The 22,491-nt window shown below is 71.4% G+C and carries 11 protein-coding genes; 8 read left to right on the top strand and 3 right to left on the bottom strand.

What is annotated here, in order from left to right:
- Positions 1-8 precede the first annotated feature (8 nt).
- The 8 genes from sbnA (at position 9) to AD72_RS26240 (ending at position 19,053) form a co-directional block, all read left to right on the top strand.
- Positions 9-974, top strand: a complete 966-nt coding sequence (gene sbnA, locus AD72_RS26275) for a 2,3-diaminopropionate biosynthesis protein SbnA (protein WP_031469272.1) — start codon at positions 9-11, stop codon at positions 972-974.
- Positions 971-8,410, top strand: a complete 7,440-nt coding sequence (locus AD72_RS26270; protein WP_031469271.1) for a non-ribosomal peptide synthetase — start codon at positions 971-973, stop codon at positions 8,408-8,410. Before sbnA ends, AD72_RS26270 begins: the two co-directional genes overlap by 4 nt.
- Positions 8,411-8,421: 11 nt before the next feature.
- A complete protein-coding gene (locus tag AD72_RS26265; protein ID WP_051899038.1) occupies positions 8,422-15,195 on the top strand; it encodes an amino acid adenylation domain-containing protein in 6,774 nt (2,257 codons plus the stop codon).
- Complete coding sequence (locus AD72_RS26260; protein WP_082469179.1) at positions 15,192-16,016, top strand: ABC transporter permease; 825 nt, start codon at positions 15,192-15,194, stop codon at positions 16,014-16,016. Before AD72_RS26265 ends, AD72_RS26260 begins: the two co-directional genes overlap by 4 nt.
- Positions 16,017-16,090: 74 nt before the next feature.
- Positions 16,091-17,344 (top strand): sensor histidine kinase, encoded by a 1,254-nt coding sequence (locus AD72_RS26255; protein ID WP_031469268.1) that lies wholly within the window; start codon positions 16,091-16,093, stop codon positions 17,342-17,344.
- Between the two features lie 35 nt (positions 17,345-17,379).
- Positions 17,380-17,574, top strand: a complete 195-nt coding sequence (locus AD72_RS26250; RefSeq protein WP_031469267.1) for an MbtH family protein — start codon at positions 17,380-17,382, stop codon at positions 17,572-17,574.
- Between the two features lie 11 nt (positions 17,575-17,585).
- Positions 17,586-18,518: a daunorubicin resistance protein DrrA family ABC transporter ATP-binding protein gene (locus tag AD72_RS26245; protein WP_031469266.1), complete on the top strand. Its 933-nt coding sequence runs from the start codon at positions 17,586-17,588 to the stop codon at positions 18,516-18,518.
- Between the two features lie 19 nt (positions 18,519-18,537).
- Positions 18,538-19,053 (top strand): DinB family protein, encoded by a 516-nt coding sequence (locus AD72_RS26240; RefSeq protein ID WP_231644967.1) that lies wholly within the window; start codon positions 18,538-18,540, stop codon positions 19,051-19,053.
- 14 nt (positions 19,054-19,067) lie between these two features.
- Here the strand turns inward: AD72_RS26240 and AD72_RS26235 are convergent, their stop codons facing one another.
- From AD72_RS26235 to AD72_RS26225, 3 genes are all read right to left on the bottom strand, one after another.
- Positions 19,068-20,201 (bottom strand): glycerate kinase, encoded by a 1,134-nt coding sequence (locus AD72_RS26235; protein ID WP_031469264.1) that lies wholly within the window; start codon positions 20,199-20,201, stop codon positions 19,068-19,070.
- A gap of 56 nt (positions 20,202-20,257) precedes the next feature.
- Positions 20,258-21,700 carry an NCS2 family permease gene (locus tag AD72_RS26230; protein WP_031469263.1) on the bottom strand — a complete coding sequence of 481 codons (1,443 nt, stop codon included), beginning with the start codon at positions 21,698-21,700 and terminating at the stop codon, positions 20,258-20,260.
- 128 nt (positions 21,701-21,828) lie between these two features.
- Entirely contained in the window at positions 21,829-22,311 is a 483-nt protein-coding gene (locus AD72_RS26225) for a nucleoside deaminase (RefSeq protein ID WP_031469262.1), read from the bottom strand.
- Positions 22,312-22,491 lie beyond the last annotated feature (180 nt).

The raw sequence follows: 22,491 nt of genomic DNA, 5'->3' as shown, positions 1-22,491 counted from the left end.
AGCGCGGCGTGCAGGTCATCTCGGCTCCGCAGGAATTCAACGTCTCCGATCTCTATGTCGAGCTCGGGCAGCGGCTGTATCTCAAGTGCGAGGGATTCAACTTCGCCGGTTCGATCAAACTCAAGGCGGCCGCGGAGATGGTGGCCGACGCCGAACGTGCGGGCCTGCTCGGCGAGGGCTCGACGATCGTGGAAAGCTCCTCGGGCAACCTCGGTGTCGCGCTCGCCCTGGTCGCCAAGAGCCGCGGATATGGCTTCGTGTGTGTCACCGATGCGCGCTGCACGCTGGCCGCCCGGCAGCTGATGCAGACCCTCGGTGCCACCGTGCAGGTGATCACCGAGCCACATCCCGACCGGGGGCTGCTGGGCGCGCGCATCGACCGGGTCAACCGGCTGTGCGCGGAATCGGAGCGCTACGTCTGGCTCAACCAGTACGCGAACGAGGCGAACTGGGGCGCGCACCACCGCACGACGGCGCGGGAGATCCTGCGCGACGTGCCGGAGCTGGACGTGCTGTTCATCGGCGCGGGCACCACGGGGACGCTGATGGGCTGCGCGCGGTATTTCGCCGAGGTGGCCCCGCACGTGCGGGTGGTGGCCGTGGACACGGTCGGCTCGGTGACCTTCGGGCACCCGCCGGCGCGGCGGATGATCCCCGGGCTCGGTACCGCGGTCCGGCCCGCGCTGCTCGACGAGTCCTACATCCACGATGTGGTGCTGGTGCCGGAAAGGGACACGATCGCGGCCTGCCGGGAACTGGCGGGCCGCGGTTTCCTGTTCGGCGGTTCCACCGGGACCGTGGTCTCCGGGGCGAGACGCTGGCTCGCCGAGCACGAGTCGGCCGGGCTCACCGCGGTGGCGATCGCGCCCGATCTGGGGGAGCGCTACCTGGACACCGTCTACTCCGAGCAGTGGGTGCAGAACGTCTACGGATCCGAGCCGATCCTTCCCGAATTATCCAGGACGAGTCGATGACCGAGTATTTCCCGCTTTCCGCGGCACAGTCCGATATCTACTTCGACGAACGGTTCGCCGAGCAGCCGCTGGCCTACACCATGGGCAGCTACCTGGACATCCGGGGACCGCTGGACACCGAGCGGCTGCGCGCCGCGATCGCCGCGCTCTACGCCGAGGCGGACAACTGCCGTATCCGGTTCGCCGAGTTCGACGGGGTTCCCATGCAGACCGTCGAACCGGTGGGCGCGGTCCCGTTGTCCACTGTGGACTGCAGTCTCGATGCCGATCCGGAAGCGGCCGCGCTGTCCCGGATCGAGGCCGATATGCGGGTGCCGTTCTCGCTTTCCGAAGGCGGGCTGGTGCGCTGGATCGTGTTCCGGCTCGGCCCGCAACGGCACCTCTGCTACGCCTGCGGACATCACATCCTGGGTGACGGTTACAGCGATATGCTGTGGTGGTCCCGGCTGCAGGCGCACTACGCGGGCACCGCCGAGGGCACGCTTCCCCCGCTGCGCACCCTGGTGGACGCCGAACAGGCCTACCTCGGTTCCCCGCGATTCGCCAGGGACGGTGCCTACTGGGCACGCAAACTCGAGAACGCCCCGGAATCGCGCAGCCTTTCCGGCGCACCGGCCGCGCGGGCCGGCGGCCGGCTGCGCCGCAGCAGGCGACTGTCCGAACAGGACAGCGCGCGGCTGCACCTGGCCGCGAAGAAGGCGAAGGCCACCCTCGCGACCGTGGTGCTCGCCGCGGCGGCCGGATACACCGAACGGCTGCTCGGTGGGCAGGAGGCACTGCTGACCCTCCCGGTCGCAGCGCGGGTGGGAGCGCGCATGCGGGCGGTGCCCGGGATGATCGCCAACTACGTGCCGCTGCGCATTCCGGTGCCCCGCCAGAGCACGGCCGCCGAACTGCTCACCGCGACCTCCAAGGCGCTCGCCGAGGCGCTGCACCATCAGCGCTATCCGATGGCCGCACTGCGCCGTGAACTCGGGATGCGCGCGGACGAACAGCGCCCTTTCGGGCCGTTCGTGAACGTGCTGCCCGCCCCGGAACCGGTGCGGCTCGGCGAATGCACGGCGGTGGTGCGCAATCTGTCCACCGGGATCGTGGACGACCTGATGATCACCGTGACCGAACCCGAACCCGGCGCGGTGGAACTGCACGTGAACGGGAACCCCGCGCTGTACCGGCCGGAGGAGGTGACGGCGCACCTGGACCGGTTCGCCCGCTACCTGGACGCGCTCACCGAACCGGGAACCAGGATGGCCGGGGTGGCGCTGCTCGGCGAGGCGGAGACCACGCGGCTGCGTGAGCTCGGCGAGTGCGGCGCCGACACCACGGACGCGGATCTCGGGGTGCTGGAACGGGTCCGGGCGATCGCCGAGCGCACCCCGGACGCGCCCGCGATCGGGGACGAACGCGAACGGTTCGGTTACCGGGAACTCCTCGGCTACGCGGACCGGATCGCCGCGCGCCTGGAACCGGAACTCGCCGGGATCCTGGTCCGGCCGGGCGCCCGGTTCGCCGCCGCCATGCTCGGGGTGCTCGGCGCGGGCGGGGCATGGATTCCCCTGGATGTGCGCGCACCGCTGGAACGCTCGGCAGCCCTGCTCGAAACCCACGGAATCACCACCGTGCTCGTGGAGCAGGAGAACGCCGAGCTCGCCCGGCGACTGCCCGGACTGCGCCAGGTGTGCCTGGACGGCGCGGTCACCGCCGACAGGGAACCGCAGCCACCGCAGGGGCAACCGGCCGACCTTGCCTATGTCATCTTCACCTCGGGATCGACCGGGAAACCCAAGGGCGCGATGGTGCACCGCAGGGGAATGGTGAACCATCTGCTGGCCAAGATCACCGATCTCGGGCTGACCGAGCAGGACCGGGTGATCGCGAACGCGCCGGTCACCTTCGACATCTCGGTGTGGCAGCTGCTCTGCGCGCTGCTGGTCGGCGGGAGCACCCAGGTCGTGGGTCCGGAGACCGCCGCGGAACCGGCCGCCCTGTTCGGCACGGCCGCCGCGGAGCGAACCACGGTGCTCGAAGTGGTCCCCTCGCTGCTGCGCGCCGCGCTCGACTGGTGGGACGCCACCGGGGAGGTCCCGGAACTGCCCGCGCTGCGCTGGCTCGCGGTCACCGGGGAGGAACTGCCCGCCGGACTGTGCGCGCGGTGGTCGGCGTATTTCCCGGACATCCCCGTGCTGAACGCCTACGGGCCGACCGAGTGCTCGGACGATGTGACGCACGCGGTGCTGCGCGCGGGGGAGGATATCGGCACCAGGGCCCCGATCGGGCAGGCGGTGCGCGGCACCCGGCTCTACGTGCTCGGCGAGGACCTGCACCGGGTTCCGTTCGGCGCGGTCGGTGAGCTCTACGTCGGCGGGATCGCGGTCGGGCGCGGTTATCTCGGCGATCCGGGGCGCACCGCGAGCACGTTCACCGCCGATCCTTTTGCAGCAGAGTCCTCCGGTGCACCGGGCCAGCGGATGTACCGCACCGGGGATCTGGTGCGTTGGCGTGCGGACGGACGCCTGGAATTCCTCGGCCGCCGCGACGATCAGGTCAAGGTGCGCGGGCACCGGATCGAGCTCGGCGAGGTAGAGGCCGGGCTGCGTGCGCTGCCCCGGGTCACCGGGGCGGCCGCCGCCGTGCGCAAGGGCAGCCTGCTCGGCTACGTCACCGGCCGGGCCGATCCGGAGGCGGTGCGCGCCGAGCTCGGCGCCTTGCTGCCGGAATACCTGGTGCCCGCGCGGATTCTGCCGCTCGAGGAACTGCCGCTGACCGCGCACGGCAAGCTCGACCGCAAGGCGCTGCCGGAGATCCCTCAGCCGGAGACGAGCGCCGCCGACGTACTGCTCGCCCCGCGCACCGAAGCCGAACGCGTGGTGTGTGTGGCGATCGCGGAAACGCTCGGGCTCGACCGGATCGGGGTGCGGGACAACTTCTTCGCCCTCGGCGGCGATTCGATCATGGCGATCCAGGTGGCCAGCAGGGCGCGCCGATCCGGCCTGGTGCTCACCCCGCGTGAGGTGTTCACCAGGAAGACTCCGGAGGCGATCGCCGCGGTCGCGCGTACCAGTACCCAGGACACGCTCAGCGGGGACGGAATCGGCGGATTCGCGCTCACCCCGATCGCCCGCCAGCTGCGTGCGGACACCGTGCACGCCCCGCACACCGTCGCCGGGTACGGACAGTACGTGCGGTTGCGGCTGCCCTCCGATGTGGACAGTGCGCGGATTCGTGGTGCGTTGCAGGTGATCCTGGACAGCCACGATGCGCTGCGGATGCGCTGTGGGCCGGACTGGGACCCGGAGATCCCCGCGCCCGGCTCGGTCACGGCGGCCGAACTGCTCGTGGAAAGCGCGGAACCGCCCGCACCCGAACGGCTCGCCGCGCGGTTGAACCCGGAAACCGGGCGGATGCTCGTCGCCGCCCGTACCGGGGACCGGCTGCTGATCGTGGTGCATCACCTCGCCGTGGACGGGGTCTCCTGGCGGATCCTGCTCGAGGACCTGGAACGGGCCTGCGCCGAGCGGCCACTGGAGCCGGTGGGTACCTCCTACCGCGCCTGGTCGGCGCTGCTCGCCGCGCAGGACCGGAGCGCTGAGATTCCACTGTGGACAGAGCAGATCGAGCAGGCGCAGGCTCCGATCGGGGCGCGGGCGCTCGATCCCGCGGTGGACACCTACGCCACCGCGCGGACGCTGCGCCGGGAACTGCCGAGCGCGACCACCACGGCCCTGCTCACCACCGTGCCTGCCGCCTTCCACGCGGAGACCGCGGATGTGCTGCTGGCCGGGCTGGTGCTGGCGATCGCCCGCTGGCGGGGCACCGATACCTTCGTGGAATTGGAGGGGCACGGGCGCGAACAGCTGCACCCCGGGCAGGATCTCGCGCGCACCGTCGGCTGGTTCACCAGCGTCTATCCGGTGCGGTTCGCCGCGGGCACCGATCCGGCGGGCACGCTCAAGGCGGTCAAGGAGCGGCTGCGCGCGCTGCCCGAGCACGGCATCGGTTACGGGCTGCTGCATCACCTACAGGGCCGGATCCCGGACGCGCGCCCGGAACTCGGGTTCAACTACCTGGGCCGGTTCACCGCGAGCGGGCAGCCGTGGCGGATGGATGCCGAGACGATGGTCGGCACGGTCACCGATCCGGACATGCCGCTGCGGCACGTAATCGGCCTGACCCCGGTGATCGTGGACGATGCGGACGGGCCGCGGCTGCTCGCCGACTGGGTGTGGGCGGGCGGGATCCTCACCGAGCAGGCGGCACGGGAACTCGCGGACAGCTGGTTCGCGGTGCTGACCGAACTCGCCGCGCTCACCGAGAGCGGGCGCACCCCGTCGGATTTCCCGCTGCTCGAACTCGACCAGTCCGAAGTGGACGGTTTCGCCGAGCGGCACGGCCGGATCGCGGATGTGCTGCCGCTTTCGCCGCTGCAGCAAGGGATCCTGTTCCACAGCCAGTACGAGGGCGAGGGTGTCGAGGTGTACACCCTGCAGGTGCTCGCCGAACTGGAGGACGCCGATCCGGAGCGGTTGCGCCGGGCCTGTGCCGCGCTGGTGGAGCGCCATCCGGTACTGCGCACCGTGTTCGACCACCGGCGCACCGGGGAACCCGTGCAGGTGGTGCGTGCCGAGGCGCCGGAGACCTTCCGCCGCGCCGCGGGGGATCCGGACGAGGTCGCCGATACCGAACGGATGCGCCGCTTCGACCTGGCCGCCGGTCCGCTGGTGCGGTTCACCCTGGTCGAGAACGGGGACCGGCGCAGCCGCCTGGTGTGGACCACGCACCACATCCTGGTCGACGGCTGGTCGATGCCGATGCTGGCCCGCGAACTGCTCGCCCTGTACGCGGGGGAGACCGAACCGGCCCCGGTGCGCCCCTACGCGGACTACCTCGCCTGGCTCGCCGAGCAGGACACCGAGGCGGCACGGGAAGCCTGGCGCGGGCTGCTCGACGGAGTGGACGGGCCGACCTTGCTCGACCGGGGCGCCGCACGGGAACCGGCCCTTCCGCACTCGGCCATCCTGGAACTCACCGCCGCGGAAACCGCGCGGTTGAGCGAACTCGCCCGCTCGGCCGAGCTGACCGTGAACACCGTGGTGCAAGGCTGCTGGGCGGTGCTGCTCGGCCGCGCGACCGGGCGCACCGATGTGGTGTTCGGCGCGACCGCCTCGGTTCGGCCACCGGAACTGCCCGGGGCCGAGGAGATCGTCGGCATGTTCCTCAACACCACCCCGGTGCGCGCGGGCCTGCCACCACACCGCCGGTTCACGGAACTGTTCACCGAACTGCAGGAGCAGCAGTCGGCGCTGCGCGAACACCAGCACCTCGGGCTCTCCGAGATCACCGGGGCCGGGGAACTGTTCGACACCGCGGTGGTCTTCGAGAACTTCCCGTTCGGTGAGCTCGGCGGGGATCCGCTGGTGCGCGCCTGGGCCAGGGACGCGCGGCACTATCCGTGCAGCCTCGTGGTGGAACCCGGACAGCGGCTGCGGGTGCGCTTCGATCACCTGCCCGGAGTGGACATCGAGCCGATCCTGCGCGGTTTCGAACGGATCCTGCGCGCGGTGCTCGCCGATCCGGGTGCGCCGATCGGCTCGGTTCCCGTGCTCGACGGGGACAGCGTGCTGCACGGCCCCGAGGGCAGTACCGAGCTCGACGTGTTCACCGCGGTTCGCGCGCACGCCGAACGCGCACCCGATGCGGTCGCCATCGTGGACGAGACCGGGGCGACCGGTTATGCCGAACTCCTCGCCCAGGCCGGCGGGATCGCCCGCGCGGTACCCGAGGGCGAACTCGTCGCGCTGCTCGCCGAACCCGGCGCCGGATTCGTGGCCGCGGTGCTCGGCGTGCTCGCGGCGGGCGGGGCCTATCTCCCGCTCGATCCGGGGGCGCCGGTCGCGCGCACCGCGGGCATGCTCGCCGACGCGCGGGTATCTACCTTGCTCGCGAGTGCGCAGAACCGGGAGCTCGCCGAACGGATCGCAGCCGAGCACCCGGTCGAGGTGCGGCCGTTGAGCGCGGAACCGGGAGCTGCCGTCGATCCCCGCGGCGGGCCGCAGGACCTGGCCTACGTCATCTTCACCTCCGGATCGACCGGCAGGCCCAAGGGCGCGATGGTGCAGCGCGGCGGAATGGCCAACCACCTGCATGCCAAGATCGCCGACCTCGGGCTGCGCGCCGGGGACACCGTGGTGCACAACGCCCCGCTCACCTTCGACATCTCGGTGTGGCAGATGCTCGCCCCGCTCGTGGTCGGCGGACGGCTGCGCATCGTGGATTCCGAGACCGCTGCCGATCCGGGTGCGCTGTTCGCGGTGCGCGCCACGATCCTCGAACTGGTGCCCTCGCTGCTGCGCGCCGCGCTGGACGAATGGGACGCCGGGGTTCCCGCACCCGAGCTGGGGCTGCGCTATCTGGTGGTCACCGGGGAGGAACTGCCCGCGGACCTGTGCGCGCGCTGGCTCGCCCGCTATCCGGGGATTCCGCTGGTGAACGCCTACGGCCCAACCGAGTGCTCGGACGATGTGACCCATGCGGTGCTCACCGAGGCGCCGGAGACCGTGCCGATCGGGGCCACCGTGCCCGGCACCCGGCTCTACGTGCTCGGGGACGAACTCGCCCCGGTACCGCGCGGGATCGCCGGGGAGCTCTACGTGGGCGGGCTCGGCGTCGGCCGCGGCTACACGCACGATCCGCGGCGCACCGCGGCCAGTTTCGTCCCCGATCCCTTCGGCGGACCGGGGCAGCGGATGTATCGCACCGGGGATCTGGTGCGGGTGCGCCCGGACGGGCAGCTGGAATTCCTGCGCCGCCGCGATGAACAGGTGAAGGTGCGCGGGCATCGCATCGAACTCGGCGAGGTCGCCGCGGGCCTGCGGACGGTGGACGGGGTGCGCGACGCGGCGGCGCACGTGTTCACCGACGGTGAGGGCCGCAGCCGCCTCGTCGGTTACCTCGCGCCCGCCGATCTCGATCCGGTGCGGGTGCGTTCGGCGGCCCGGTCGGTGCTCCCGGAGCACCTGCTGCCGAGCCAGCTGGTGCCGCTCGACGCGCTTCCCCTCACCGCGCACGGGAAACTCGACCGCAAGGCATTGCCCGCCCCGGATCCGGACCTCGCCGAGCTGTTCGCCGGGCGGGCACCGGAGACCGAACGCGAACACCTGCTGTGCCGGATCCTCGCCGAGGTACTCGGCCTGCCCGGCATCGGTGCCGAGGACGATTTCTTCACCCTCGGCGGCGATTCGATCTCCTCGATCCGGGTGGTCGGCATGGCCCGCGCCGAAGGACTCGAACTGACCGTGCGGGATGTGTTCACCCACCGCACCGCCGAGGCGCTGGCCACCGCGGCAGGGGAGACCGGCCACGCGGCACCGGAGGACGAGCAGCCGCTGCTCACCCTGGCCGAGGACGAGGCCGATGAGCTCGAACTGGGACTGAACTGAAAGGACCGACCATGGGACGCAGCGAATTCCTGCCGCTTTCCCCCCTGCAAGAGGGTTTGCTGTTCCAGGTGAAGTTCGACCGGGACAGTACCGATCCCTACCTGATCCAGGTGCTGCTCGACCTCGAGGGCGCACTGGATACCGCCGCGCTCGCCGAGGCGGCCGCGGCGCTGCACGCCCGCCATCCCGCGCTGCGCGCCTGTTTCCGGCACCGCAAACAGGGTGAGGCGGTGCAGGTGGTGCCCGAGCGGGTGGAACTCGACTGGACCGAGCTCGACGCCGCCCCCGCGGAACTCGAGGCCATCGCCGAACGGGACCGCCGCACCCGGTTCGATCCGGCGAACCCGCCGCTTTCCCGGTTCACCCTGGTGCGCACCGGGGAACACACGCACCGTCTCATGTGGACGGTGCACCACCTGGTCGCGGACGGCTGGTCGATGCCGATCCTGCTCGCCGAACTCGCCGCGTGCTACGCGGGTGCCCCGCTGGAGCCCGCGCGCCCGTACCGGGACCACCTCGCCTGGCTCGCCGGTCAGGACACCGCGGCCGCACGGCAGGCCTGGCGCACCGCGCTCGACGGGGTGCGGGAACCGACAAGGCTCGCCGCCGCGGACACCGCGGGCGGCCTGCCCGAACAGCGCACCGAGCTGCTCGATGCGGAACTGAGCGCGGCGCTCACCGAACGGGCCCGCGCGCTCGGGATCACCATGAACACCGTGTTCCAGGGCTGCTGGGGGATTCTGCTCGGCGCGCTCACCGGGAGCACCGATGTGCTCTTCGGCGCGGTGCACTCCGGGCGCTCCGGGGAACTGGCCGGGGTGGAGTCCATGGTCGGGATGTTCGCGAACACGCTGCCGGTCCGGGTGCGTCCGCGCCCGGGGGACACCCTCGCGGAAACCCTCGCCGCGGTGCAGTCCGGGCAGTCCGCCCTCGAAGGGCACCGGCACCTCGGGCTTGCCGAGATCCAGCGGCTGGCCGGGATCGGCGAACTGTTCGACACGGTGCTCGCGTTCCAGAGCTACCCGCTGCGCGCCGCCGAAGGACTGGGCGAGGTGCGCGTCGCGGATGCCGATATCCGCACCGCGATGGGATTCCCGGTCGGGCTCACCGTGCTGCCCGGGGAACGGATCGAACTGCGGCTGCAGTACCTCCCGGGCGCCCTCGCCGAACCGGGAAACCTGCTCGACCGGCTGCGGCGGCTGCTCGAAGCCTTCGCCGCGGATCCGGACATCCGGCTGGCCCGGCTGCGGCTGCACGCCGGGGACGAACCCGCGATGCTGCGCGGTGCGCACGCCGAACCCGGTCGGGCACTGGTTCCCGATCTGGTGTGCGGGGAACCCGAGGCGATCGCGGTGCGCTGCGGGCAGGGAGCGCTGACCTACCGGGAATTCGAGGAGCGGGTGAACCGGCTCGCGCACCGGCTGCGCGCGCACGGGGCGGGGCCGGGCGAACTGGTGGCGATCACCGCACCGCGCGGAATCGAGCTGCTGATCGCCGCCTACGGGGTGCTGCGCAGCGGGGCGGCCTATCTGCCCATCGATCCGGAGTACCCGGCCGAGCGCATCGAGATGATGCTCGCCGACGCCGAACCGATGCTCGTGCTCACCGGCGCGGACTTCGACGCGGACCGGGAGGTGCCCGCGACCCGTCCGGAGATCACCATCCGCGGCGAGGATCCCGCCTATGTCATCTACACCTCGGGTTCCACCGGGCGGCCCAAGGGCGTCGTGGTGCCGCACGCGGCGTTCGCGAACCTGGTGCACGACATGACCGCGCGGTTCGGGATGCGGCCCGGTGACCGGATGCTGGCGGTGACCACCTTCGGTTTCGACATCGCCAACCTCGAACTGTGCTGCCCGCTCGCCGCCGGTGCCACCGTGGTGCTCGCCGAACCGGAGACGGTGCGGGACCCCGAAACGCTCGCCGAGGCGGCCGCCCGCGCCTCCATCATGCAGGCCACCCCGAGCCTGTGGCGTTCCCTGCTGGACTGCGCGGGGGACCGGCTCGCCGGACTGCGCGCCCTGGTCGGCGGGGAGGCGCTGGACGAACCGCTCGCCGCCGCGCTGCGGGCCGCCGGATGTGTTCCGGTGAACCTGTACGGGCCGACCGAGACCACGATCTGGTCCACCGCCGGCGCGCAGGACGGCACCCGGACGGGCGCGCCCGCCATCGGCACCCCGATCACCGGAACCCGCGCCTATGTGCTCGACGAGGCGCTGCGCCCGGTTCCGCCCGGTGTGCGCGCAGAGCTGTATCTCGCCGGAATCGGGCTGGCGCACGGTTATCTGCACCGGCCGGGGCTGACCGCGAGCCGGTTCCTCGCCGACCCCTTCGGCGCACCGGGACAGCGGATGTACCGCACCGGGGACGTGGTGTCGATCGGCGCGGACGGGCAACTCGACTATCACGGGCGATCGGACAACCAGGTCAAGATCCGCGGGCACCGCATCGAACTCGGTGAGGTGGAGGCGGTGCTGGCCGAACACGATCGGGTGCGTGCCGCGGCCGCGATCGCGCACGACTACGGCGACGGGGATGTGCGCCTGACCGGGTACGCCCTCGGCGAGGTCACCGAAGCCGAACTGCGCACGCACGCCGAAACCCGCCTTCCCTCGGCGCTACGGCCTTCCGCGCTGCTCGTGCTCGGGGAATTCCCGATGACCCCGAACGGCAAGATCGACCGGGCCCGGCTGCCCCGGCCCGAGCAGTGGCACAGCGGCGGCGGGCGCGGTCCGCGCAACCGGCTCGAGGAAACCCTGTGCGGGTTGTTCGCCGAAGTACTCGGCCGGGAATCGGTCGGTATCGACGAGGACTTCTTCGCGCTCGGCGGGCATTCGCTGCTGGCCACCACCCTCGTGGCGCGGGTGCGCAGGAGCCTGGACGCGGAACTGGCGATCCGCGCCCTGTTCGAGGCGCGCACCGTGGCCGAGCTCGCGGTGCGGATCGCGGGCGCGGACAAGGCCCGCTCGGTGCCCGAGCCCCGGCATCCGCGCCCCGATGTGCTGCCGCTTTCCTCGGCACAGCAACGGTTGTGGTTCATGAACAAGCTCGGGGACGCGGGCGGAACCTACACGATCCCGCTCGCCGTCCGGTTGCACGGTGAGCTCGACAAGGACGCGCTACGCGCCGCGCTGCGGGATGTCGTGGCCAGGCACGAGGTGCTGCGCACCGTGTATCCGGCCGTGGACGGCTCCCCGTATCAGGCGATCCTGGACGCCGAGGCGGGCAGCCCGAACCTGGTGCTGACCGAGACCACAGCCGCCGAACTGCCCGCCCTGCTCGCCGAACAGGCCGACACCGGATTCGACCTGGAGAACGGATTGCCGTTGCGGGCGCGGTGTTACCGGCTCGGCCCGCGTGAGCACGTGTTCCTGCTCGTGCTGCACCACGTCGCCGTGGACGGCTGGTCGATCGACGTGCTCTCCACCGACCTCGCCACCGCCTACCGGGCGCGCGCCGCGGGACGGGAACCGGAATGGGAACCGCTGGGCCTGCAGTACGCCGACTACGCGCTCTGGCACGCCGAACAGGACTACACCGCGCAGCTGGACTACTGGCGCGAGACACTGCGCGAGCTGCCCGGTGAACTCGCGCTGCCCACCGATTTCCCCCGTCCCGCGGCCACCACGCACCGCGGTGGCAAGGTGTGGTTCACCGTGGACGCCGAACTGTGCACCGCGCTGCGCGCACTCGCGGGCGAACACAACGCGAGCCTGTTCATGGTGGTGCAGGCCGGATTCGCGCTGCTGCTGCGCGCACTCGGCGCGGGCACCGACATCCCGATGGGCACCGCCGTCGCCGGGCGCCCCGACGAACGGCTGCACGGGCTGGCCGGACTGTTCGTGAACACCATCGTGCTGCGCACCGACACCAGCGGGGACCCGGACTTCGGCACGCTGCTCGCCCGGGTGCGCGAGCACGATCTCGCCGCCTTCGCCAATCAGGATGTGCCCTTCGAACAGGTGGTGCAGGCGTGCAACCCGGAACGCTCGCTCTCCCGCGAGGCGCTGTTCCAGGTCGGGCTCGCCTACGCCAACTATCACCACCCCGACATCCGGCTTCCCGGTCTGGACCCGCAGATCGAACTGGTGGATTCGGCGAGCGCGAAGGTCGACCTGACCCTGCTGTTCGACGAATTCCCCGAACACCTGCGCGGGGCCGTGGAGTACAGCGCCGACCTGTTCACCGAGGCCAGCGCCCAGTCCATCGCGGACCGGTTCGTCCGGCTGCTGCGCGCGGTCGCCGCCGAACCACGCCGCCCGCACGCCCGCTACGACCTGCTCGGCGCGGCCGAACGCACGCGGCTGACCGTCGACTGGGCGGGAACCGAACCCGGACAGCCGGACACCATGCCCGCCCTGTTCGCCCGCGCGCTCGCCCGGAATCCGCGGAAGGCGGCGGTCAGCAAACACGGCCGCGAGCTCAGCTACGCGGAACTCGAGGACCGGGCGAACCGGCTGGCGCATCTGCTGCGCGCGCACGGGGTGAGCGCGGGGGATTTCGTAGGGATCGCCTTCGGCCGTGAACCCGGACTGGTGGTCGCGGTGCTCGCCGTGCTGAAAGCGGGCGCGGCCTTTCTGCCCATCGATCCCGGTTATCCGCCCGAGCGCATCGAGTACATGCTCGCCGACGCCGCGCCGGCACTCGTCCTCGCCGACGCGGCCGCCGGGCTGCCCGGTGCGCACCTGGTGTTCGAGGAGCTGGAGCTCGATGCGCATCCCGCGAGCGCCCCGCGGGTGCCCATCCATCCGCAGCAGCCCGCGTACCTGATCTACACCTCGGGTTCCACCGGGCGCCCCAAGGGAACCGTGCTGCCGCACGCCGGGTTCGCCGAACTCGTCGCGGCCCGCAACGCCCGCCATGGCGCGGAAAACCACCGCGTGCTGCAGTTCTCCGCGCTGAGCTTCGACGCGTTCGCCGGGGAACTCGCGGACTCGGTGTTCGCGGGCAACACCCTGGTGCTGCTGGACGAGCAGCAGCGGCTCGGCGCGCCGCTCGCGGAATTGCTGGACACCGAGAACATCGGTTTCGCGGTGCTGCCCCCGGTGGTGCTCGCCGGAATGCCCGACGAGTGCACGATTCCCGAACGGGTCGCGCTCGCGGTGGCGGGGGAGGCCTGCGGGGAGGACGTGGTGCGCCGCTGGGCGCCCGGGCGGCGGATGCTCAACCTCTACGGTCCGACCGAGGCGACCGTATGCGCCACCATCTCCGATGACCTCGATCCGGACCGGCCCGGCAGGCCGCCGATCGGGCGCCCGCTCGGCGGCAAACGGTTGCGGGTGCTGGACGAACTGCTGCGCCCGGTACCGGCCGGGGTGACCGGGGAGCTCTACCTCTCCGGCGGGCTCGCACTCGGCTATCACGGCAGGCCGGGCCTGACCGCGAACCGGTTCGTCGCCGACCCGTTCGGCGAACCGGGGCAGCGGATGTATCGCACCGGGGATCTGGTGCGCTGGCGCCCGGACGGACAGCTGGAGTTCCTGGGGCGCACCGACGAACAGGTCAAGGTGCGCGGATTCCGGATCGAGCTCGCCGAGGTGGAGGCCGCGCTCGCCGCCCATCCCGGCGTGGGCGCGGCGGTCGCGGTCGCCCAGGGGGACCGGCTGATCGGGTACGTGCTCGCCGAACAGGACATCGAGGAACAGCTGCGCGCGCACCTGGCCGAGCGGTTGCCGCAGTTCATGGTGCCCAACGTGATCGTGTGCCTCGAGGCGTTCCCGACCGGGCCGAGCGGCAAGGTGGACCGGGACCGGTTGCCCGCGCCCGCACCCCGCGCCCGGGCCGCCCGCGCGCCGCGCACCGAGGCCGAACGGGTGCTGTGCGCGGTCGTCGGTGAAGTCCTCGGCGCACCCGCGGATGTGGCCACGGACTTCTTCGCCGAGGGCGGTAACAGCATCCGCTCCATCCAGGTCGTGGACCGGGCCGCGAAGGCCGGGCTGCGGCTGCGGGTCGCCGACCTGTTCACGCATCGCAGTGTCGCCGAACTGGCCGCGGTCGCCGAACCGGAGAGCGCGATCGCGGACACCGGCACCGATCCGTTCGCCACCGTGCTCCCGATCCGCGCGGACGGTCCGCTGCCGCCGCTGCTGTGCCTGCACAGCGGGCTCGGGCTCAGCCTGCCCTACCTCGGGCTCACCGAACACCTCGATCCCGGGCGCGGCATCCACGGCATCCAGTCCCCCTACGTGGCCGAGGGCGCCCCGCTGCCGCGCAGCCTCGCCGCACTCGCCGGGCAGTACCTGCCGCTGATCCGGGAACTGCGCCCGCACGGCCCGTACCACCTGTTCGGCTGGTCACTCGGCGGGATGCTCGCGCACGAGATCGCGGTGCGCCTGCAGGCCGAGGGGGAACAGGTCGGCTACCTCGGGATCGCGGACAGTTACCCGCCCCATGCCGCGGATCCGCTCCCCGGGGAGGCCGAAATGCTCGCCTCGTTCCTGGAAACCATCGGCTGCCCGGCCGAACCGGGCCTGACCAGGGCGCGGGCCAGGGAACTCGCCCGCGCCGGATCCGGGCCGCTCGCCGCCCTGGACGAGGAACGGTTCGAACGGATGGTGACCGCGATGTCCGCGCACGCCCGGCTCGGCGCGCGGTGGACACCCGGGAGCTTCGACGGGGACCTGCACCTGTTCACCGCGCGCGGTGCGGAACCACTGGCCGCGCGCTGGACCGAGGCGATCACCGGCCGGGTGCACCGCACCGCACTGGATGCCGGGCACGAGGAACTCATGCGGGCCGAACCCCTCGCGGTGATCGGCGCGGCGATCGAGGAGGAACTGCGATGACCGCGGGAACACTGCCCGCCCTGCCTGCCCTGCCACCCGCCCCGCTGGCCACCGCCACCGAGGTGCTCGCGGTGACCGGGAGGCGGCTGCGCCACCTGGTCCGCGGTCCCGGGCGGCTCGTCGGGCTGGTGATGAACCCGCTGGTGATGATGATCGGCATCGGGTATCTGTTCCGCGGCGCGCTGGTGCTGCCCGGAAGCCAGGACTACGTCGGCTATCTGATGGCGGGCGCGTGCGCGCAGCTCGGCCTGGCCGGGATCGGGCCGACCGCGGTCGCCGTGGCCATGGACCTGCGCGGCGGGCTGGTGGACCGGTTCCGCTCGCTGCCGATCTCCCGTGCCGCGGTGCTGCTCGGGCACACCCTCGCGGATCTGGTCGCCTCGCTCGCCGGGCTGGTGCTGATCCTTGCGGTCGGGTTCGGGCTCGGCTGGCGGGTGCACACCGGATTCTGGTCCTTCCTCGCCGGATTCGGCCTGCTCGCGGTGTTCTGCTATGTGCTGCTGTGGGTGGGCGTGCTCGTCGGGATGATCGTGCGCAGCCCCGAATCCATCGACTCGATCGGCAGCCTGATCGTGGTGCTGTTCGGGTTCCTGTCCAGTGCCTTCCTCGCGGTCGGTGCCCTTCCCGGCTGGCTCGCCCCGATCGCGGCGTGGAATCCGGTGAGCGCGATCGCGGACCTGGTGCGCGGACTGTGGGGCAACCCGGTGCCGCCCGGTGCCGGGTTCGCCTCGGCCCATCCCGGACAGGTGCTGGTCATCGCGCTCGGGGTGATCTTCTGCTGCACCGCGAGCATCAGCCTGCGCCGGTACGCGCGCCGATGAGTGGTACCAGTACCACTGTGCCGGGCTCGGCCGCTAGTCCATGATGGGGTGACACCAGCAGGAGGGAGAAACCGGTGACCAAGGCGGGTTATGTGGCGCGCGGGATCGCGCTGTCCGGGCTCGCGCTCTACGGAGTGCTGCTCGTGCTGTGGCTGTGCGTGGTGGCCACGTTCAGCTGCATCGGCGTCGGAGTTCCCCTGCTGTCCTCCGCCTTCGGCGCGATCCGCGGGCTTGCCCGCACCGGACGGCGGCTCGCCCGCGACTGGTCCGGGGTCTCCGCGCCGGAACCGGAACCGGAACCCGATTTCGGTCCCGGGGTCGCCGCCGGACTGCGCAGGCTGCACTGGCGGATCGGGGACGCGACCATGTGGCGCGAGCTCGGCTGGGCGGTGGTGAACCCGGTCAGCGGCGCGGTTTCCGCATTCGTACCGGCCGCGCTCGCGCTCAACGGGCTGTTCGGCATCGTGCTCGCCGCCCTGTGGTGGCAGGGCATCCACCTCGGCACGAACAACTGGTACGCCTTCATCCCGATGAACAGCGCCGCCTCCCCGTATCTCGCCCTGGTGTTCGGCCTCGTGCAGCTCGCCGTGTGTGTACCGGTCGCCCCGCTGTTCGTCCGCGGGCACGCCGCGCTCACCGCGGGAATGCTGCGTCCCTCCGAGCGCACTCGGCTGAACAGGCGGGTGGAGCACCTGACCAGGACCCGGACCGAGGCCACCGACAGCCAGGCGAGCGAACTGCGCCGGATCGAGCGCGATCTGCACGACGGGGCACAGGCACGGCTGGTCGCCATGGGCATGACCATCGACGCGGCGGAGAACCTGCTGGAGAGCAACCCGGAAGCGGTGCGGGCCCTGCTCAGCGAGGTCAAGGCGAGCTCCCGCAAGGCGCTCGACGAACTGCGCGACCTGGTGCGCGGTATCCATCCGCCGGTGCTCGCCGACCGCGGGCTCGCCGATGCGATCCGCGCGCTCGTCATGGAAAGCCCGCTGCGTGTGGATGTGACCGCGGAGCTGTCCGGGCGCGCCGCCCCGCCGATCGAATCGGCCGCCTACTTCGCCGCGAGCGAGGCGTTCAGCAATATCGTCAAGCACGCGCACGCCACCAGCGCCGAGATCCGGGTGTCCCACCGGGAGGGCATGCTGCGCGTCGAGGTCGGCGACAACGGGTGCGGTGGCGCGGATCCCGCGCGCGGCACCGGGCTCGCGGGCGTCGAGCGCAGGCTCGGTTCCTTCGACGGGTTCGTCACCGTGGTCAGCCCGGTCGGCGGGCCGACCCTGGTGACCATCGCCATCCCGTGCGAGCTCGACGAGCGGACCGCGGTGTAAGCGCCCTGTCAGCGCGCCCGCCCATACTCGGGTGCATGAACCCATTCGACGACGAGCAGGGCAGCTTCCGGGTACTCGTCAACGCGGAGGGACAGCACTCGCTGTGGCCCGCCTTCGCGGAGAACCCGGCGGGCTGGACCGTCGCGCTCGAGGACACCGACCGGCTCAGCGCGCTCGCGTACGTCGAGGAGCACTGGACGGACATGCGCCCGGCAAGCCTGCGTTCCTAGGCGAGGCGGGAGTGGAGTTCGCGATCGAGACGGCAGGGCTCGGCAAGTCCTACCGGAATCACGTGGCGCTGCGCGGTGTGGACCTCGCGGCCCGGCCGGGCACCGTGCTCGGGGTGCTCGGGCCGAACGGGGCCGGGAAGACCACCACGGTGCGTATCCTGGCCACCCTGCTCGCCCCGGACAGTGGGCGCGCCCTGGTCGCCGGGCACGATGTGGCCCGCGAACCCAAGCTGGTGCGCCGCCGGATCGGGCTCGCCGGGCAGTACGCCGCGGTCGACGAGATGCTCACCGGCCGGGAGAACCTGATCCTGCTCGGCACCCTGCTGCATCTGGGGCGGCGCAGGGCGAAACGGCGCGCCGCGGAACTGCTCGACCGGTTCGCCCTCACCGAGGCCGCCGACCGCAGGCTGAGCACCTATTCCGGTGGCATGCGCCGCCGCCTCGACCTGGCCACCTGCCTGATCGCCGAACCCGCGGTGCTGTTCCTGGACGAACCCACCACCGGTCTCGACCCGGCCAGCCGCATCCAGTTGTGGGCCAACATCCGGGGTCTGGTCGCCGAGGGCGTCACGGTCCTGCTCACCACCCAGTATCTCGACGAGGCCGACGAACTCGCCGACCAGATCGCGGTGATCGACGGTGGCCGGGTGATCGCCGAGGGCACCCCGGAACAGCTCAAGCGCAAGGTCGGCAGCGACCGGATCGAGGTCACCCTCGCCGCGGCGGCCGATGTCCCGGCCGCGGCGCGCGCGGTGGCCACGGTGTCCGCCGGTGTCCCGGTCACCGATGAACGGGCGGGCCGGATCGCGCTGCACCTCGAGGACGGAATCGACGGCATCGCGGCGGTTTCCGGGGCACTGGCGGCCGCGGGGATACCGGTGACCGATTTCGCGGTGCGCCGCCCGACGCTCGACGACGTGTTCCTCGAACTCACCGAGCACTAGGCTGGGTGCCATGGTGCGCATGATCGAACCGCCGGCCGAACCGGCGATGACCAATGCCGATCCCTTCGGGCTTCTGGTGGAATACCTCGACTTCTACCACGAGGCGGTGCTCCGCAAGTTCGACGGAATGCCCGAAACCGAGGCCCGGCGCAGCAGGTTGCCCTCCGGGTGGAGCCCGATCGAACTGCTCAAGCATCTGATCCACATGGAATGGCGCTGGACCGAGTGGCGATTCCTGGGGACACCGGCGGAAAACCCGTGGCCGGAGAACGGCCCGGACGGGAACTGGCAGGTGCCCGCGGAGGAATCGCTCGACTCGCTGCTGGCCGAGCTCCGCACGCGCTGGGCCCGCACCAGGGAGATCATCGCCGCGACCCCGCCGGAGGAGATCGCGGCCAGCGGTGGCGGTTTCGGGCCGGAGGATCAGCGCCCGACCCTGGTGTGGACGCTGTTTCACATGCTGCAGGAATACGTCCGGCACGTCGGTCATCTGGACATCGCCCGCGAACTCAGTGACGAGACGATCGGGGAGTAGCCAGCGCAGAGTGGTCAGCTCAGCCAGTCCTTGGCGAGTGCGGTGGCGGCCTCGGTCAGCAGGGGGGCCGCTTCGGCGATGCAGCGGGCCGGATCCGGTTCGATCGCGGTGAGCGGATAGGCCGCCGTGATTCCCGCCGTGTGCAGGGTTTCCTGGTCGAGCAGGCTGCGTCCGGCCACCGCCACCACCGGGATTCCGGCGGCCCGGGCGCGGGTGGCCACCCCGGAGGGAACCTTGCCGTACAGGGTCTGCTCGTCCAGCGAGCCCTCCCCGGTCACCACCAGCCGTGCCCCGGCCAGTGCCGCATCGAAGCCGAGCAGTTCGGCCAGCACGTCGAATCCGGCCCGCATCCGCGCGCCGAGCAGGGCGAGTGCCGCGAATCCGACCCCGCCCGCGGCTCCGGCGCCCGGCGCGTCCACCCAGCCGGGACCGGCCAGTTCGGCGAACCGGCGCAGTCCGGCCTCGAGCACCGGGATGTCCTCGGGTCCCGCGCCCTTCTGCGGGCCGTACACCGTGGCGGCGCCCTGCGCACCGAGCAGCGGATTGTCCACATCGCTGGCGAGCACGAACTCCGTCGCGGACAGCCGGGTGTCCATTTCGGACAGATCGATCCGGTCGAGCTCGCGCAGCGCGCCACCGCCCGGGGCCAGCGCGGTACCGGAGCCGTCCAGCAGCCGGGCGCCGAGCGCGGTGATCATGCCCGCCCCGCCGTCGGTGTTCGCGCTGCCGCCGATTCCGAGCACGATCCGCCGCGCCCCGGAGTCCAGGGCCGCGGCGATCAGCTCCCCGGTGCCCGCGCTGGTGGCGGACAGCGCGGCCGGGTTCCCTCCGGGCAGCCGGCGCAGCCCGGAGGCCTCGGCCAGTTCCACGATGGCGGTGTCCCCGGCGACCGCGTACTCCGCGTGAACCGGTTCCCCCGTCGGGCCCTGCACGGTGACCTCGACCCGCGCGAATCCGGCGGCGAGCGCGGCGGCCACGGTGCCGTCCCCGCCGTCGGCGAGGGGCAGGCGGCGTAACGGGACGGAGGGAACGGCCGCGCTGATTCCTCCGGCGACCGCGTCCGCCACATCGGCCGCGGTCAGTGAGCCCTTGAACTTGTCCGGGGCGATCAATACGTGCGCGGACGAGGGAGCGCTCTCGATCTCCACCGGTATCGTTCCTCCTGGATGTCCGTGGGCGGAGATCACCCTACCGGCTTTCTCGGTCAGCGGAACAGCGCTTCCACGCCGTTGACCCCGAAGTAGACGGCGAAGATCACCGCGAGCACGGTCAGCAGCCAGCCCGTTTCCCGCCACTTCCCCTTGCACACCTTGATGAGCACGAACGCGATGAGCCCGGCACCGACCCCGTTGGTGATCGAGTAGGTGAACGGGATGATCGCGATCGTCAGGAACACCGGGATGACGTAGTCCGATTCGTGCCACGGGATGTTGCGGCACTGGGCCATCATCATGGCGCCGATGACCACGAGTGCCGGTGCGGCCGCCTCGGCGGGGACGACGCTGGCCAGCGGGGTGAAGGCCAGTGTCGCGGCGAACAGCAGCCCGGTGACCACGCTGGCGAGCCCGGTGCGCGCGCCCTCGCCGACACCCGCGGCCGATTCCAGGAACACCGTGTTCGGTGAGGCTCCGGTGGTCCCGCCGACGACGGCCCCGATCCCGTCCACGAACAGGATCCGGTTCATCCGCGGAATCCTGCCGTCCCTGGCAAGACCCGCCTCGTCGGAGACGCTGGTGATCGTGCCCATCGCGTCGAAGAAGCCGGAGAGCACGAGGGTGAACAGGAAGACGGTGGCCGCGATCGGCCCTGCGGTGACGAATCCGCCGAACAGATCGATGTGGCCGAGCAGGCTGAAATCCGGTGCCGAGACCAGGCTGTCCGGCACCTTCGGGGACACCAGCTGCCACCCGGAGACGTGGAACACCTCGTTGAGCACGATCGCCAGGACCGTTGCCGCCACGATGCTGATCAGGATCGCCCCGGGCACCTTGCGCGCGGTGAGCACGATCATCAGCAGCAATCCGAAGCAGAACACCGCCATCGGCCAGCCGACCAGGTGCCCGTTGATGCCGAGCCGGACCGGGACCGTGGAATGCGCCGAATCCGGGGTCCTGGTCACGAAACCGGCGCTCACCAGGCCGACGAGCGCGATGTAGAGACCGATGCCCACGGTCAGCGCGGTCTTGAGCGGTTTCGGGATGGCGTTCATGATCCGCTCGCGCAGCCCGCCGAGCACCATGGCCACGATGCAGACGCCTTCCAGGATCACCAGTCCGAAGGCCTGCGGCCAGGTCATGGCCGGGGCCATCTGGAAGGCGACGACCCCGTTCACCCCGAGCCCGGCGGCAAGGGCGAGCGGCGCGTTCCCGACCAGTCCCATGAGGACGGTCACCACGGCGGCGGAGAGCGCGGTCGCGGTGGTGAGTTCGCCGGTGCTCAACCGGGCGCCGGTGATGTCCGCCGAAGCGCCGAGAATGAGCGGATTGAGCAGTACGATGTAGACGATCGCCACGAAGGTGGTCACGCCGCCGCGGATTTCCCTGCCGACGGTGCTTCCCCGGCCCCGGATCTCGAAAATCCGCTCGAACAACGGGGTTCGCGGTGGTGGTGGGCTACCGAGACGAAGCTCGGATTCGGTTCGGGTCATGCGTCCTTCCCCTTGCCGGTGGGCGTGTCGCACCGAGCCAGCGCCGCTGCGGCGCCGGATGTGCGGGACGAATTCGGTTTTTGTTGCCTACCAACACAATTGGTGCTCCGGTCAGCACCTGTGAATGATCAGTACTCGATGCGCTCGGAGTGGTTCAGCCACGCGGAGAACGGCGCGAAACCGTCCACTGTGGACACCTTGCGCACCGGCACGTTCCAGCTGTCCCGGGGTTTCTCGAACAGCTCGTAGAAGGCGCGGTCGTCGAAACCGGCCCGGGCCGCGTCCTCCCGGTCTCCGGCGTAGAGCACCCGGTCCACCCTGGCCCACAGCGCGGTGGTCAGGCACATCGGGCAGGGCTCACAGGAGGAGACCAGCACGCAGCCGGAGAGGGCGAAGCTGCCGAGTTCCGCGCAGGCGGCCCGGATCGCGGTGACCTCGGCGTGCGCGCTCGGATCCAGGTTCGCGGTGACCCGGTTGGTGCCGATGGCGATGACCCGTTCGGAGTCCGCGACCAGCGCCCCGAACGGGCCGCCGCCTTTCTCGACGCTTTCGGTGGCGAGCCGGATCGTCTCGGCGAGCCATTCGGTTTCCCGGCTGGTATCGGTGAACATGGATCGGCTCCTCACAGTTCGAGAATGTGCTCGGGTTTGATGGGTACGCGGTCGAGGGCCAGTCCGGTCGCCGCGCGGATCGCGTTCGCGATGGCCGGGGTGGACGAGACGGTCGGGGGTTCGCCGACTCCGCGGACGCCGTACGGTGCGTGCGGGTCGGGGCGTTCGAGGATGTGGGTG

The sequence above is a fragment of the Sciscionella sediminilitoris genome (assembly GCF_000737195.2).
In the GTDB taxonomy this organism is placed as follows: domain Bacteria; phylum Actinomycetota; class Actinomycetes; order Mycobacteriales; family Pseudonocardiaceae; genus Sciscionella; species Sciscionella sediminilitoris.
Note: the sequence above shows the minus strand (reverse complement) of the source record. Positions and strands in the feature narration are given on the sequence as shown.

Bases quoted from the DNA above. Each gene is read 5' to 3' on its own strand.
- AD72_RS26270 (WP_031469271.1), top strand. From the start codon at position 971: ATGACCGAGTATTTCCCGCTTTCCGCGGCACAGTCCGATATCTACTTC.
- AD72_RS26265 (WP_051899038.1), top strand. From the start codon at position 8,422: ATGGGACGCAGCGAATTCCTGCCGCTTTCCCCCCTGCAAGAGGGTTTG.
- AD72_RS26260 (WP_082469179.1), top strand. From the start codon at position 15,192: ATGACCGCGGGAACACTGCCCGCCCTGCCTGCCCTGCCACCCGCCCCG.
- AD72_RS26250 (WP_031469267.1), top strand. From the start codon at position 17,380: ATGAACCCATTCGACGACGAGCAGGGCAGCTTCCGGGTACTCGTCAAC.
- AD72_RS26240 (WP_231644967.1), top strand. From the start codon at position 18,538: ATGATCGAACCGCCGGCCGAACCGGCGATGACCAATGCCGATCCCTTC.
- AD72_RS26230 (WP_031469263.1), bottom strand. From the start codon at position 21,700: ATGACCCGAACCGAATCCGAGCTTCGTCTCGGTAGCCCACCACCACCG.
- AD72_RS26225 (WP_031469262.1), bottom strand. From the start codon at position 22,311: ATGTTCACCGATACCAGCCGGGAAACCGAATGGCTCGCCGAGACGATC.